The organism is Enterococcus termitis (assembly GCF_001730305.1).
Classification (GTDB): domain Bacteria; phylum Bacillota; class Bacilli; order Lactobacillales; family Enterococcaceae; genus Enterococcus_L; species Enterococcus_L termitis.
In genome coordinates this window covers 108,159-122,787 of record NZ_MIJY01000046.1, presented here as the reverse complement: position 1 = coordinate 122,787, position 14,629 = coordinate 108,159, and the positions used below count along the sequence as shown (strand labels likewise).

15 protein-coding genes are annotated in these 14,629 nt (G+C 38.6%); 4 read left to right on the top strand and 11 right to left on the bottom strand.

All coding sequences use genetic code 11. The features are described from left to right. Positions 1 to 194: 194 nt before the first annotated feature. Genes BCR25_RS18380 through BCR25_RS18370 form a run of 3 tightly spaced genes read right to left on the bottom strand, consistent with a single transcriptional unit; the run spans position 195 to position 3,123 of the window. The gene (locus BCR25_RS18380) at positions 195 to 1,136 is read right to left on the bottom strand and encodes a sugar-binding transcriptional regulator (RefSeq protein ID WP_069665069.1); all 942 of its coding nucleotides are present in this window, start codon (positions 1,134 to 1,136) and stop codon (positions 195 to 197) included. Positions 1,137 to 1,138: 2 nt separating this feature from the next. Further along, on the bottom strand, positions 1,139 to 2,128 hold the full coding sequence (locus tag BCR25_RS18375; RefSeq protein WP_069665068.1) for an alpha-ketoacid dehydrogenase subunit beta: 990 nt from the start codon (positions 2,126 to 2,128) through the stop codon (positions 1,139 to 1,141). Further along, complete coding sequence (locus BCR25_RS18370) at positions 2,125 to 3,123, bottom strand: thiamine pyrophosphate-dependent dehydrogenase E1 component subunit alpha (protein ID WP_069665067.1); 999 nt, start codon at positions 3,121 to 3,123, stop codon at positions 2,125 to 2,127. Before BCR25_RS18370 ends, BCR25_RS18375 begins: the two co-directional genes overlap by 4 nt. A 191-nt stretch (positions 3,124 to 3,314) precedes the next feature. On the opposite strand from BCR25_RS18370, the gene BCR25_RS18365 reads away from it, so the two are divergent. Genes BCR25_RS18365 through yidA form a run of 4 tightly spaced genes read left to right on the top strand, consistent with a single transcriptional unit; the run spans position 3,315 to position 6,771 of the window. Continuing rightward, positions 3,315 to 3,674 carry a hypothetical protein gene (locus BCR25_RS18365; RefSeq protein WP_069665066.1) on the top strand — a complete coding sequence of 120 codons (360 nt, stop codon included), beginning with the start codon at positions 3,315 to 3,317 and terminating at the stop codon, positions 3,672 to 3,674. Further along, positions 3,667 to 4,518: a lipoate--protein ligase family protein gene (locus BCR25_RS18360; protein WP_069665065.1), complete on the top strand. Its 852-nt coding sequence runs from the start codon at positions 3,667 to 3,669 to the stop codon at positions 4,516 to 4,518. Before BCR25_RS18365 ends, BCR25_RS18360 begins: the two co-directional genes overlap by 8 nt. A gap of 52 nt (positions 4,519 to 4,570) precedes the next feature. Further along, positions 4,571 to 5,941, top strand: a complete 1,371-nt coding sequence (locus tag BCR25_RS18355) for an HD domain-containing protein (RefSeq protein WP_069665064.1) — start codon at positions 4,571 to 4,573, stop codon at positions 5,939 to 5,941. A 23-nt stretch (positions 5,942 to 5,964) separates the two neighbouring features. Continuing rightward, positions 5,965 to 6,771, top strand: a complete 807-nt coding sequence (gene yidA, locus BCR25_RS18350; RefSeq protein ID WP_069665063.1) for a sugar-phosphatase — start codon at positions 5,965 to 5,967, stop codon at positions 6,769 to 6,771. 83 nt (positions 6,772 to 6,854) lie between these two features. Here the strand turns inward: yidA and BCR25_RS18345 are convergent, their stop codons facing one another. The 8 genes from BCR25_RS18345 to BCR25_RS18310 all read right to left on the bottom strand — a co-directional run bounded on the left by BCR25_RS18345 (position 6,855) and on the right by BCR25_RS18310 (position 14,616). Then, complete coding sequence (locus BCR25_RS18345; RefSeq protein WP_069665062.1) at positions 6,855 to 8,930, bottom strand: BglG family transcription antiterminator; 2,076 nt, start codon at positions 8,928 to 8,930, stop codon at positions 6,855 to 6,857. A gap of 45 nt (positions 8,931 to 8,975) precedes the next feature. After that, positions 8,976 to 9,605 carry a beta/alpha barrel domain-containing protein gene (locus BCR25_RS18340; protein WP_069665061.1) on the bottom strand — a complete coding sequence of 210 codons (630 nt, stop codon included), beginning with the start codon at positions 9,603 to 9,605 and terminating at the stop codon, positions 8,976 to 8,978. 13 nt (positions 9,606 to 9,618) lie between these two features. After that, on the bottom strand, positions 9,619 to 10,512 hold the full coding sequence (gene dapA, locus BCR25_RS18335) for a 4-hydroxy-tetrahydrodipicolinate synthase (protein WP_069665060.1): 894 nt from the start codon (positions 10,510 to 10,512) through the stop codon (positions 9,619 to 9,621). Continuing rightward, entirely contained in the window at positions 10,502 to 11,077 is a 576-nt protein-coding gene (locus BCR25_RS18330; protein ID WP_069665161.1) for a KpsF/GutQ family sugar-phosphate isomerase, read from the bottom strand. The genes dapA and BCR25_RS18330 overlap by 11 nt, the downstream gene beginning before the upstream one ends. Before the next feature lie 314 nt (positions 11,078 to 11,391). Continuing rightward, entirely contained in the window at positions 11,392 to 12,651 is a 1,260-nt protein-coding gene (gene ulaA, locus BCR25_RS18325; RefSeq protein WP_069665059.1) for a PTS ascorbate transporter subunit IIC, read from the bottom strand. Between the two features lie 29 nt (positions 12,652 to 12,680). After that, a complete protein-coding gene (locus tag BCR25_RS18320; protein ID WP_069665058.1) occupies positions 12,681 to 12,962 on the bottom strand; it encodes a PTS sugar transporter subunit IIB in 282 nt (93 codons plus the stop codon). 12 nt (positions 12,963 to 12,974) lie between these two features. Beyond that, positions 12,975 to 13,421: a PTS sugar transporter subunit IIA gene (locus tag BCR25_RS18315; protein WP_069665057.1), complete on the bottom strand. Its 447-nt coding sequence runs from the start codon at positions 13,419 to 13,421 to the stop codon at positions 12,975 to 12,977. A 337-nt stretch (positions 13,422 to 13,758) separates the two neighbouring features. Continuing rightward, positions 13,759 to 14,616: a PhzF family phenazine biosynthesis protein gene (locus BCR25_RS18310; protein ID WP_069665056.1), complete on the bottom strand. Its 858-nt coding sequence runs from the start codon at positions 14,614 to 14,616 to the stop codon at positions 13,759 to 13,761. Positions 14,617 to 14,629 lie beyond the last annotated feature (13 nt).

Sequence of the window (14,629 nt, the reverse complement as noted above, 5' to 3'; positions counted from 1 at the left end):
CAATGCGCTCGGTTTACTTCGTTGGAAAATAGCAAAATCTAATAGCGGTGCTCTTTACCGCTTTTCCATTTTGTCTTTTTCTCGAGAAGTTAGCTCATTGAACTAGAATATCAAAGTTCTATGTGCTCGTTTTACTATATTTAGTAAAAAACAAACCTTAAAGCACCTTCATATTCTCTTTTGTTCACATACGATCAAAGGATTGCCTCAGCGATGGCTTGATCGATCACTAAAATCGTACAACATTTTCCTAATAGTAAAGGCTTAATGCTTTCTGCTTTTTCTTCTCCGCAGGCAATTACCATCACATCAGGAATGTGCACTAAATCTTCTACTTTGACTCCCAGCATTCGCTGACTGATTTCATTGTTGACTGTTTGTCCATTTTTGTCAAATAAAGAAGCAACAGCATCACCTTTGACATCGGTCTGCTTTATAAGTCTCGCTTCGTCTTCCCCGATATAGCCCAATCTTTTCCATGTAGAACTTTCGTTAGGATTGCCGACACCAATAATAGCAAGATCAACATGCTTAGCCTGTTCCATTGCGGTTTTCACTAATTTTGTCTCATTTAGTATATTTGCCAGTTCAATACTTTCCGCTAATGCCGGCGCATAAAAATACTGACAGCGACTATTGATTTTTTCAGCCAGACGAAAAACTAAATGATTTGTATCAAAATAAAGGTGCTCGCTTGATACGCCTCCGACTAATGGACAAACATTGATCGATGGAAATGAACAATACGGCATTTCGTCAATCATGTCTGCCAACGTTGTTCCCCAGGATAATCCCACAGCCATATCAGCTTTCAGATGCTCCTTTACATAAAAAGAAGCAGCTATGCTCACTTCTCTTTGAATAGCTTCTGGTTGTTTTTGCTCATTTGTCGGTATAACAAGAACATCACGTAAATCATATTTATTCTCAATACGGAGTCCTAATTCTACCACATAAGCCGACTCATCTTTAATCGAAATAGAAACAATGCCATTATCTTTTGCTTGTTGCAAAATTTTTGAAATAACGGGACGAGAAATCCCCATTTTTTTGGCAATTACAGCTTGTGTTAATCCTTGTTCATAATACATTGTCACGATTTTCAACATTTTTCTACGATCTTCACTAATTTTCATGTCTAAACCTCAGTATAGCTCAGCGTTTGTTCAATTGCCTGTACAATCGAGTCAACTTGTGGCGTTGCTCGTGTCTCTAGCACTTTTTGAGCAGGCATCGGTACAAATTCTCCGCCTAAACGAGCAATGGGCGCGGCTAATTGGGTAGCTAGTTTAGATTCAGCAATGACTGCAGCTAGTTCTGCACCAAAGCCACTATTTTTAACCGCTTCAGTCACAACGATCACTCGTTTAGTTTTCGCAACTGATTGCAATAATGTTTCTGTATCTAAAGGAACTAAGGTTCTTGGGTCAATCACTTCGACGGAAATACCTTTTTCTCTTACGATACTAGCAGCTTCAAGCGCTTTATTGACCATTATTCCAGTAGCAATCACTGTCACATCTTGTCCCGCTAATTTAACATCAGCTACTCCTAAAGGCAATTCATAAGAAGTTTCTGGTACTTCTCCAGTTGTTTTGTACAACAATTTATGTTCATAAAACATGACTGGATTATTATCCTTGATCGCTGCATGTAATAACCCTTTGGCATCATAAGCACTCGAGGGCTGCACTACCTTTAATCCTGGAATATGTGCCATCCAATTTTCCAAACTTTGCGAGTGTTGTGCAGCTGCGCCTGTTCCAGAACCTGCTGCGGTTCGCATTACTAAAGGCACGCTCGCTTTTCCTCCATACATATAATGGATTTTTGCCGCTTGGTTGACAAGCTGATCCATTGCTACAGTAATAAAATCGGAAAACTGTAATTCCATAATAGGACGCATGCCTGTCATAGCAGCACCTACGGCAGCACCGGCAATCGCGCTTTCAGAAATAGGCGTATCCCGAACTCTTTTTACTCCATATTTTTCCTGCAGCCCTTGTGTTGCACCAAAGCCGCCGCCATAGATCCCAATATCTTCTCCTAAAAGAAAAACCTGTTCATCTTGAGCTAAAGCTTCATCAAGTGCTTCATTGACTGCTTGTAAATAAGTGATCGTTCTCATCTGTTTTCCTCCGCATACACATGTGTATATAGATCAGCAATTGTTGGTTCTTCATCTTGTTTAACAGAAGCAACGATTGCAGTAAATTCTTTTCGGATCGAGTCTTCTAATTGTCGAATTTCATCCGGCGTCATTTGCTTACTTTGTATCAACTCGGTCTCCAAGCGAACAATCGGATCATTGTATTTTTGCCAGTGGCGGCATTCCGCTTCGGTTCTGTACATTAGTTTGTCGGATTTAGAATGACCTTTATGGCGATAGGTTAACGCTTCTATCAAGGTTGGTCCCTTGCCGCTACGTGCTTTAGCCACTGCGTCAGCCACCGTTTTTGAGACAAGTGCCAGATCATTGCCATCAATCGTGATTCCTTCGATCCCATAGCTTGTTGCCCGATCGGAAAGTTTATCGATATTCACCATCTGTTCAATCGAGCTGCTCATACCATACTGATTATTTTCAATAAAATAGACCACCGGCAACTGCCAAATGGAAGCCAAATTCAGTGCTTCGTGAAAACTACCTTCGTTCGTCGCTCCATCCCCAGCGTAACATAAAACCACTTGGTCAGTCCCTTGCATTTGAGCACTAAGTGCAGCGCCTGCCGCAATAGGAAAGCCAGCTCCGACGATTCCATTTGATCCCAAATTGCCGACATCCAAATCTGCAATATGCATACTGCCGCCTTTTCCCTGATTAGTACCAGTCTTTTTCCCCAACATCTCAGCAAACATGCCCCGAATATCCGTTCCTTTGGCGATGCAGTGACCATGGTTTCTGTGTGTGGAAACGATCCAATCACTTTGCTTTAAAATTCCAGCTCCTCCAACTGCTGTGGCTTCCTGTCCAATGCATAAATGCATCGTGCCGTAAAGTTCTCCAGCATCAAACAATTCCTGAATCAGCTCTTCAAAAATGCGAATTTCCCACATTTTTTTCAGTCCTGTAATACTATTCATTTGTTCACTATTTTTCGTTGCACTCATTTCTGAATTCATGCCTCCACCCCTTTACAAATGTTCCGAACCAAATCATATGTAAATATATTATCGTTTTCTACCTTCAATAGCAAGATTTTCCCCAATATTTTTAATTTCTTTAAGAAATATCGACTTTAATGCTTATTTATACTCAGAGATGCATGATTTTTCTATTAAATCGTATATAATAGACTATGGAGGTAGATAAGATGTTATTTCATGATGAAGAAGCAATGTTATTTTGTATGCATTGCCAAAAAGAAACCCTACACGATATTCAATATATGAATGAAGTCATTTCCAGTATTGAGTGTGAAGAATGCCATAATCAAATGAGTATCGATATCGATGCTATGAATGAGTTTTACCACTATCTTTATGAACGTTTAGTTTCAAAACCCGGGCGTTTGACAGAAGAAGCTAGACAGGATTTTAGTAAATTTCTTGCAACGATGCCAATGCGTATCATTAGTAAACCGATGCGGTTCACCAATGAATACAATCAAATGAATAAAGAAGTCAAAGACTATGTCTCACGAGTAAAGCAGGATGATGAGTCAGATGAATAATTTAGAATCTCTCTTTCAAGTTGATACTGTTTTTTTATATGATCAACAATGTCTAACGAAAAAGGACTACTTTATGCCTTTCGCACTAACCGATGTTTTGACTACCTTTGCCGGAATAAATCAACAGCCAATCATCCACTTTTGGCAATTGGATCAAGCGATGATCCTCGGTATGAAAGACACAAGAGTCTCAAACCTTGCCAAGGGAGTCAGCACTTTAAAGCACGCCGGTTATAATACGATCATCCGTAACGCCGGTGGCTTAGGTGTTATAGCAGATAAAGGAATTTTGAATGTATCTTTGATCATCCCAAATACAGACGCTAAAAAAATAAGCATCGATCAAGGATACACCTTGATGTGGGAATGGATAAAACATGCATTCGAAGATGCTGCTCATCCGATTGATGCCTATGAAATCACTGAATCCTATTGTCCCGGTACATTTGATTTAAGTATTGACGGCAAAAAATTTGCCGGTATTGCCCAACGCCGCGTGAAAGATGGTATTTCTATCATGATTTATTTAAGCGTAAATGGCGATCAGCAAAAACGAGGTGAAAGCGTTCGAGATTTTTACCAAGTCAGTTTAGGGGATGATTTCGGAAAAAATGGGTATCCCCCGGTTGATCCAACTGTGATGGCCAATCTGGAAGATTTACTGCACACGCGTCTTTCTGTTGATCAAGTAAAAAAACGGCTCCTCGATGTCGTAACACAGACGAACTTAGAAACGATAATTGATGAGCAGGAAATCCCCACTTTGTTGCAAACAGAATGGTTTATGAATGAAACGAATAAACAACTAGAAAAAATGAAACAGCGGAATCAGATGCTGGAATAATGTTTTCTTTTTTATAAAATCTCTGTATTATACAGTAAAAAGGAGTGAAAAGATGCCAACCCCATATAAATATCAAATTTTACCGATCGAAAAGGTCTTTCGTGATCCTGTTCATAATTATATCCATGTACAGCATCAAGTGATTTTAGACTTGATCAATTCAGCTGAGGTTCAACGATTACGGCGAATCAAACAGCTTGGAACTGCTTCTTTTACGTTTCACGGCGCAGAACATAGTCGTTTTGCTCATTCGTTAGGTGTCTATGAAATCACTCGCCGAATTTGCGATATCTTCCAACGGAATTATTCTTCTGAACGCTTAGGTGATGAAGGTTGGGATGATAATGAACGGTTGGTAGCATTATGTGCTGCATTATTACATGATGTAGGACACGGACCTTATTCGCATACATTCGAACATATTTTCAAAACCGATCACGAAGCTGTGACCGTTGAAATCATAACGTCGCCAGAAACAGAAGTTTTTCAAATTTTGAACCGTGTGTCAGCAGATTTCCCTAATAAAGTCGCTAGCGTAATCATGAAAACTTATCCTAATCCTCAAGTGGTTCAAATGATCTCCAGTCAAATCGATGCCGATCGTATGGATTATTTATTGCGTGATGCTTATTTTACAGGAACTGAGTATGGCACGTTTGATTTAACGAGAATTTTACGTGTGATTCGTCCTTATAAAAACGGCTTAGCTTTTGCTATGAATGGCATGCACGCCGTAGAAGATTACATTGTTAGTCGTTACCAAATGTACGTGCAAGTCTATTTCCACCCTGTTTCACGCGGAATGGAAGTGATTTTAGATCACCTTCTCAACCGTGCAAAAGAGCTATATGAAGATCAGTCTGAAGATTATCAGCTTCATTCACAGCTATTGGTGCCCTTTTTCAAAGGAAATTATTCACTTCAAGATTATTTAAAATTAGATGATGGTGTTTTAAATACGTATTTCACCCAATGGACATCGTTGCCGGACCCAATTCTTACAGACTTAGCGAATCGTTTCTTAATCCGTAAGCCACTTAAATCGGCAACCTTTTCTGGTAATCGTGATTCTGTGACCATTCGCCATTTGAAAGCATTGATCGAAAAAGTCGGATATAATCCAAAGTATTATACAGCCATCAATTCGAGTTATGACCTTCCCTATGATTTTTATCGGCCTGAAAAAAATAGTCATCGAACTCAGATCGAAATCATGCAAAAAGATGGGACTCTGATCGAATTGTCAAAAGTCAGCCACTTGGTTGCTGCTTTAGCCGGTCAAACACAGATCGATGAACGTTTCTATTTTCCAAAAGAAATGATCGATCCGAAAAGACAACAGCATTATGATTTATTCGATGAAACCTATCGCGAATTTGCCGCATACATTCATAACGGCGCTTTAGTTGAAGGAAAAATATAAGAAGAAATTTACAGGAGGAACTTATGTCAGTCAAATTAGTAGCTATAGATATCGATGGAACCTTACTTGATTCAAACAGAAACATCACCCCGAAAGTGAAAGAAACTCTGCAAAAGGCAAACGAAAAAGGGATTTATATCGTTCTTTGCACAGGTCGTCCCTTGCCAGGCGTAAAAGAACAATTAACTGAGTTAGATTTATATGGTGATAATGATTACGTAATCACCTATAATGGCTCTTTAGTGCAGGCAACAAAATCAAACGAGATCATTTCCCAATACTCGTTAAGTTATGACGATTTTCTAGAAATCGAATTAATGTCCAGAAAAGTCGGTACGCATTTGCATACAATCGATGATAAAGCTGTCTATACCGCCAATCGTGATATCGGAAAATACACCGTTCATGAGGCTTACCTAGTCGACATGCCTTTGAAATACCGGGCAGTCGATGAAATGACACCAGATATGTCGATCATTAAAATGATGATGATCGATGAGCCGGATGTTTTAGATAAAGCAATCAGCCAATTGCCAGAATCATTTACTAGTAAATACACGACTGTCAAAAGTACTGAATTTTATTTTGAAATCCTAAACAAAGAAGCGAGCAAAGGTAATGCCCTAGCTAAGCTTGCGGAACATTTAGGAATTGATCAATCAGAAACGATGGCCATTGGAGATAATGAAAATGACTTATCGATGATCGAATATGCTGGTATCGGTGTGGCAATGGGCAATGCAACTGAAAACATCAAGCGAGCAGCAGATATTCAAACAAGCAGCAATGATGAAGACGGCGTTGCTGAAGTTTTACTAAAATATATATAATAAGCAAGACATAGGAGAGCAAGCATATAACTGCAGCAAAACATTGTAACAGCTGCAGTTACGCCAAGCCCTCTATGTCTTTTTTATTTCTCTAATAGAGCAGTAGTTTGTGATAAATAACCGAAAACTTCTTCCGACTGCTGACTTGTTTCAAGTATTGAATAAAACTCGGGATCTTCCAACAATCTTACCAACTCTACCATAGCATTTAAATGTCGATTATTTTCTGTGGCAGCTAAGCAAAAAACATATTTCACTGGATCATTTTCTTTACTGCCAAAGACGATCGGTTCCTTTAAAACGGTGATGCTCATGCCTAACTGCAGCACGCCGTCCATCGGTCTGGCATGAGGTAAAGCAACTTGCTTGGAAATCACCATATACGGGCCTTCTTTTTTCGCTGTTTCGATCATCGTCTCAATATAATTCCGTGTGATCCGTCCCTGTTTTAGTAACGGAGCAGCAGATAAGCGAATTGCCTGTTCCCAGTTTTTAGCGCTCATGTTTAATTGAATCAGCTCAGGTGCAGTGATTTCCTGAAGCCCTGGACCATCATCTGTTTCTTCTACAGCTTCATTTTGATTGATCAAGTACTCATATAATTCCTTCTCTAGACCGGCACTTTGATTGATAGCAGCATGTCGTTCCACAATTTCCATAATTTTATCAACTGCCGGCAATTTAAAGTTAAAATTACCGATCTGTGTATACACATCACTGATCAAGCGATACTTTTCACTTGTTGTCATGATTGGGCTAACGATATACACTGGTTTTTTCGTATAAAAAAGCCGAATATTTGGCACTGTTGAAAAAATCAAATCATAGGAATTAGATAACTGCTCGATCTCACTTGTTTCAACTGGACCTAAAAAGGACAGTTCAGGAAAAAGTGTTTTTAATTCGGTATAAACAATGGATGAGCTGCCAATGCCATTTGGACAAACAATCAATGCAACTTTTTGAGTTGTTAGACAATCATCGAACGTTGAACAGAGTGAAGCAAAATGCATCGTCAAAAAGGCGATCTCATCTTCTGGTATAGGATGCTCAAAAAGTGAAGCAAACGGTTTTAGTGTTTCTTCTACAATATTGAATAGTTCCCCATATTCACTTTTGATCTTTTCGTGGAGCGGGTTGACGATCGGTAATTTGAAAAACAAGCGATAATATGCCGGACGAAGATGTGAATACAACTGACGAATAACCACTTCTCTATTATTAAAGCGAATGCCGGAAATCGTCTCAAAGCGTAAAATGATTCGCTTCACTAAGATCATGATCGTTTCTGTATCCTTGCTATGAATTGTTTCCCGTCCAACTGACAAACCTAGTATCCAAGCACAGAGATAGAGTGCAGCAGAAGCTTCATTAATAGCAAAATGATCCAATATGCTTCTAGAAAATTGATATTCATTCATAGCTGTTAATGCAGGTAATTGATATTTGTCATTTAACTTTACTGGAAAATCAGACAAACGTTTCTTCAAGAAGATAAACGTATAGATAAATTCTGTCAAACGATTTTCAACGAACGAAATACTATATTTTTTGGTGTATTGCTCCAATAGTTGCCTCATCGTTTCAACCGTTTCAATATGATGCCTTTCTATAAACCGATCATAAATAAAACTAGTGTTGTTTTCAGTAGAATCCCAAATGATCATCTTCATCAAATAATAACGAATTTGATATTCATCACCTGACAAATAATAGCCATTTTTCCTAGTATAAGCCAACTGTATATTTTCTTTTTCAAGTTGCAGTGTGAGATTTTTCAAATCATTGATAATGGTCGTTTTCCCTACCCCAAGCTCTTCGATAAAATGACTGATTGAGAGATACTCATCTCCACAATAAAATAAAAGTAAGTATAAGTAATTTGTCCGCTCGAACGCATTCATTAAGTATTGTTTTGCATAGGATCTGTCTGACAGCACAGAAATAAATTGCTCACGCACTTGGTCATTCAAAATGATTCGATTGTTTTCGATCACTAATTTCCAGCCATTGTCGGCTCCAACATATTCGTTGATCTTTTCCAAAGAATATTCTACTTGTCGTTTTGTCAGACCGGTTTGAGCTGTTAACTCATTTACTTCATGCACTGACCGCTCAACCAAGCGTTTCATCAGTTTTCTGGAACGTTCATCTGTCATTAGATCCCCTCCTTATAAAACAATCTTTCACATAATAACGTCAGCTTATGCTCTATAACAAATAACTGCTTGCCTTAATTGTGTGGCATTTTTTGAAATTTCTTCCGTTGTTCCTTTGGTCAAAAGGCTACCTACACCGATGCAATCAACACCACTTTCAAGCCACTTATCAATATTTTCTAAGTTCGCTCCGCCAGAGGACATGACCGGTAGATAAGGAGTTGGTGTTTTTATCGTTGCAACGAGTGATGGACCATAATAGGACGAAATCGGAAAGGCTTTAACCATTGCTGCCCCAGCTTCAATAGCGGTGAGCATTTCGGTGATGCTCGTACAGCCTGGCATGTAAGGAATTTGATAACGATTACACAATCGACATACAGACTCATTATAGTTAGGTGCTATGATAAATTTAGCTCCGCTTAAGATCGCTAACCTGGCTGTTTCACTATCTAAAACCGTTCCAGCACCAATCAAAAGCCTTTCGTCATACCGTTCACTTAGTTGTTTTATGATTTCTCCGGCATTAGGTAAAGTATAACTTATTTCCATGCAATCGACACCTCCGGCTAAACAGCCTTCAGTAATTTCAATTGCCCGTTCAATCGTTTCTACTCGGACGATCGCCATAATGCCAGACTCTTCAATACGTGTTAATATTTTTGTTTTAAACATTTATTTTCTCCTTTTATAAAGAACCGAATTTTTTTAAATAGTTTGCCATCGTCTGTTCAATTTCTGCCATCACTTGTTGATTTGGTTCCATAACAGGTAGTCTAGCAGCACCGACATCAATGCCTTGTTGTCGAACCGCCGCCTTTAAAACAGATGGAACGGTACCTAGTTTTAATATTCGTCTAAATGCTTCTATACTCTCTTGCATTTCCTGTGCTTCTTTAAGTTTGCCTTGTGACCAATAACGATAAATAGCGACATCTATTTCAGTTAATACGTTTGAGGTTGCCGCAACTGCTCCTGTTGCACCAATTTTTAAGGCTTCCAAAATCAATGAATCAGATCCTGATAAAACAGAGAACGCTTGACCTTCTGCCGCGTTTAAGTATTGTTTGATTGTTTCAATATCCCCGCTACTGTCCTTGATTCCAATCACATTTTGATGGTCTGCAAGTCTTTCCACAACATTTTTAGTAATGGTTATTCCTGTATTCTTAGGTATATTGTACAACATCAGCGGAGCAATCTGCGTTTCAGCTATTGATAAATAGTGGTGAAGTAGTTCATTTTCAGTAATCTTAACTAAGTAAGGGGTAATCACAGACAATGCATCCGCTCCTACTGCAGTCATTTCTTTCGAAAGAGCAATCACTTGAGCTGTACTATTACCACCTGTACCAACATAAACGGGTACTCTTCCATTCACTTCTGAGATCACCAGCTCTGCAAATCTAATTTTTTCCAAATCTGTTAGTCTATGAAATTCTCCATTGGTCCCTAAAATAAACAGACCGTCAACCTTCTTTTCGATCAGTCGATTGACCAATTGTTTTGTTGCTTCTGCATTGATATGATCTGTTTTGTCTAATGGAGTTACCATTGCGGTAATGATTCCTTTAGGCTTCATTCCTGATCCCCCCTATTTGCTGTTCCAATATACTTTTTCCTAATGCACCGCCAGGATGCCATTTGACATATTCTTGATTTGTCAGACCTTTTTCTTCTTGTAATAAAACACTTAATGATTGTAGAATCAAAAGCTCTGCTAAAATTGATGCACGCGGCGGCTTGTTCAATGAATCGCCTTCTTTTTCTACCCCTGCGAAGAGAAAACAATCGCTATTTTGAGAAAGCCATGAACTTTCCCCGCCAGTCACAGAAATAATTTTAGCCCCATTATTTTTTAATGTTTGTATCGTTTTTTTCAGTTCTTCCGTTTCTCCACTATTAGAAATAGACACCACTACATCCCCTGCTCTTACTTGTCCTGATGAGCCATGTACTGCTTCTGTTCCGTCCAAGAAGTAAGCAGGTGTGCCAGTGGATGAAAGTAATGAAGCGATATATACTGCAACATGCCCTGGTTTTCCTATTCCTGTAACATGGACACGTCCGCCCTTCTTTTCCGAAGCTATAATCAAATCTCTAGCTGCAAATAATGGATCGATTGATATTTCTTGAATAAATTTCATTAATTCTTCCGAAGTTGTTTTAAAAAAGTCGGTTAGCACCTGCTCTGTATCCTCTACCAATGCGTATTCCTCCTATCTACTCTTAAAACTTAGGTTGAACAGAAGTGTCAGCTTATTTCCGAAGTCTTCAAATCTCAGTGCTTTAGCACTTAGCATTTTGCTAGCTTCACGTTCTTCTTTGAACAATAGTGAAACTGTATGCGTTAGCTGATGTGATCTTAGCGTAGTAGTTTCTTCTGTTTCCACCGTTTATTAAGTTTTAGAGTCCAAGACAAAACTGTTTTCTAGTTTTGTTCCGGACTCAGTTTTGAATGTTAAGAAAAAAGACCTAAAAGTTTTTCAAGGAAAATTCCAATAACATTGTAATCAATATTCGGGAACGTCGAACCTTCCAAGCCCATACTTCCGTACACCGGATAAAGAATTGTCGGTAGAAAAGCCAACAATAATCCGACTACAAATGAACCGGCAACAGCACCACGCCAACCACCTGTTGAATTACCGAAAACGCCAGCAGTTCCTCCGGAAAAGAAACAGATATGAGCAGCTGGAATGATTACGACTGGAAATTTGAAAATAACCATGATCGCAACTCCTACTAACCCCGCGGCATATGCAGATAGAAATCCAACGATAACCGCTGTGGGAGCATATGGGAAAACAGTCGGTACGTCTAAAGCTGGTCGAGAATTAGGAATAAACTTCTCTGAAATTGAAACGAAAGCAGCTGTAATTTCCGCTAAGAACATACGAACTCCAGTCATCAAAATAGACATCCCGGCAGTAAATGTAAATGCCTGTACCATTGGGAAAACAAGCCAATGTGTTGCTCCAGAAAGTTCTTCTGTCACTTCACGCCCTGCTTTTAAAGCGGATACATAAAAGAGAATGAGCATAATCACCGCAACACCCATCAAGAAATCTCTAAAAAATGATAACCATTTTGGGAAATTGATATCTTCCGTACTTTTGTCTTCGTGCTTACTAAACAGCTTTCCGATATAACCAGACAATGAATACCCGATCATATTAAAGTGACCGATAGCTGTATCGTCACTACCAGTTATTTTGCGCATAAATGGCTGACATAATTGTGGAAGTGCGGCCGAACAGAATCCTAAAATCGTTCCTCCTAAAATAATAGCTGCTACATCAGAAATACCATGTGATTTGATGATCAATGATAGAACACAAGCAAAGAATAAACTATGTCCTGTAGTAAAAAAGATATTTTTCATCGGTGTGATTCGAGCAAAAACCAGGTTCATTAAAAAGCCTAGAATCAGTGTACACGATGTAACCAATGCATATTGTTCTTGTGCCATTGCTGTCGCAGCTTCCGGCGAAGCCACAACACCAACAATATTAAAGCCAGTTTGAAATAACTTATTGAAATTTTGAAGTGCCCCAGTCATCAAACTACCACCTGCGCTAAACACCATAAAGCCAATGATTGTCTTAAATGTTCCTGTTAAAACCTCGGTTCCTGTTTTGCGTTGAGTGACCAAGCCGACAAATGCAACGATTCCTAATAGGATTGCGGGTGTACTTAAAAAGCTAATGATAAAATCCACTAATTTTCATCTCCTTTAAACGAGCTATTCTATTCTTGATTCAAAAAAGCATTGAGCTTACTTTCGATTTCAACTTTATCAACAATATTGTTGATTCCAATAATTGTTTGCTTCAAGCCTTGTGTCTTTAATTCTTCTGCAACGTCTGCCAACGTGATCAATAAATCGCCATCAAAACCTGGTACCGCATCCAATGAAGAATGCTCCACTTGAATTGGAAACCCGTGTTCTTTGATCACCTGTTCTGTCTTTATTTTTAACATCAAGCTTGATCCTACTCCAGCTCGACATGCAATAAGTGCTTTATGCATTGCTTTCATCTCCTATTCCTTTTCATATATATACGTCAAAATTTCTTGTGGTTCTTTTGCAGAATCTAATACTTGATAGAACTCTTTATCACTCAGTAAATTTACCAGCTCTGCCATTGATTCTAAATGCGTTTCGCTATCCTTAGCACTCATACAAAACAAATACTTGACTGGATCATTCGTTTTATTCCCAGAAATGACTGGCGTTTTTAATGTAGTGATCCCCATCGCTAAATCCAAGGCACCATATTGAGTTGGCGCGTGTGGTAAGGCAACATGCTTTGTCACAACAATATAGGGCCCAACCGTTCGAGTCGTTTCAATAATTTTCTCAACATACTCATCGGTGATTTTTCCTAAGTTCAACAGAGGTGCAGCGGATTGGCGAATCGCTTCTTCCCAATCAGTCACTTCAAGTTCTAACTGAATAAATTCTTTTTTGATCATATCACTTAACAATATGCAACACCCCTCTTGATTTTTTACCAAGCGTACGACTTATTGGTTCTATTTCAATATAAGCGGTTTATGAAAGGGTTTCAATCTCTTTTTATGCCTTATTTTGTCAGCCTCAAACACAAAAAGTGGTCTCTACTTTTTTGCTTCAGCAGAAAAACTAACTCTCTGACAAAAACGATACCACTGTTGTAAAGTATCCCCATCAAGAGGTAGTTTACTGGCTTGATTCATGACACTAATTGTTTCTAGCAAAAACAAAATCTGAACCGAAATAGTTAGAGAAAAATCATAAAAACCACCCGTATCAACGAGTGGTCTTTATGATTAACTTTCATTTTTATTCATCATTGTCAATAGTTAAAGTCTTTGTTTCACAGTAATGACCTTTGCCACCAACAAAAACATTGACTATTTCATTGTCGCTATTCGTCGCTAATTTAACGACTATTTCAGAAGGCGACTCTAACGAATAGCCTTGTTCAAACACATACAGCTCTTTTTGCAAGTAACGATGTTTATACAAATAGCAAGCGAGTGCTGCGTTTGAAGTACCAGTCGCCGCTTCCTCATTAATGTCATAAAGCGGAGCAAAATTTCTGCAGATGATTCGATCATCAGTAAAAGCATATAAATGCAGCCCGACCACATCATGCTTCTGGCTGATCTCTTCAATTTTCTCAAAATCAGGCTTTAGAGCTTCTAATGCTGTTTCACTTTTTATAGGAACTAAAATATCTTTTAATCCTGTGGAAACTACTTGAATTTGGTATGTACGATCGATCGCTTGACTATCAAAACAATCGTCAAACTCATTTGGAGATAAAATATCATAGAATATCGGTTTGTTTTGTTCCATGAAGATCATACCATCTTTTATAGAAATCGTAAGTATACCACTGTTTGTTTCTATCGTGTATTCATTTTTACTGATTTTATTTCCTTGCATCAGTAAAGCGAATGAAGCGATTGTAGCATGTCCACACAAAGCCACTTCCTCTTTTGGTGTAAAATACTCAAATCTATAATCAGCACGATCAGATGCCGAGATAAACGCAGTTTCTGCATAACCTAATTGTTTGGCAACAGCCATTTTTTGAGCAGTAGTCAATGGATTGTCCATAAATACAACTCCGGCTTTATTTCCTCCTTCTTGATCCTTGCTAAAGCCACTAGCAACATAAACAGATAATTTCATTAGCTCACCCCTT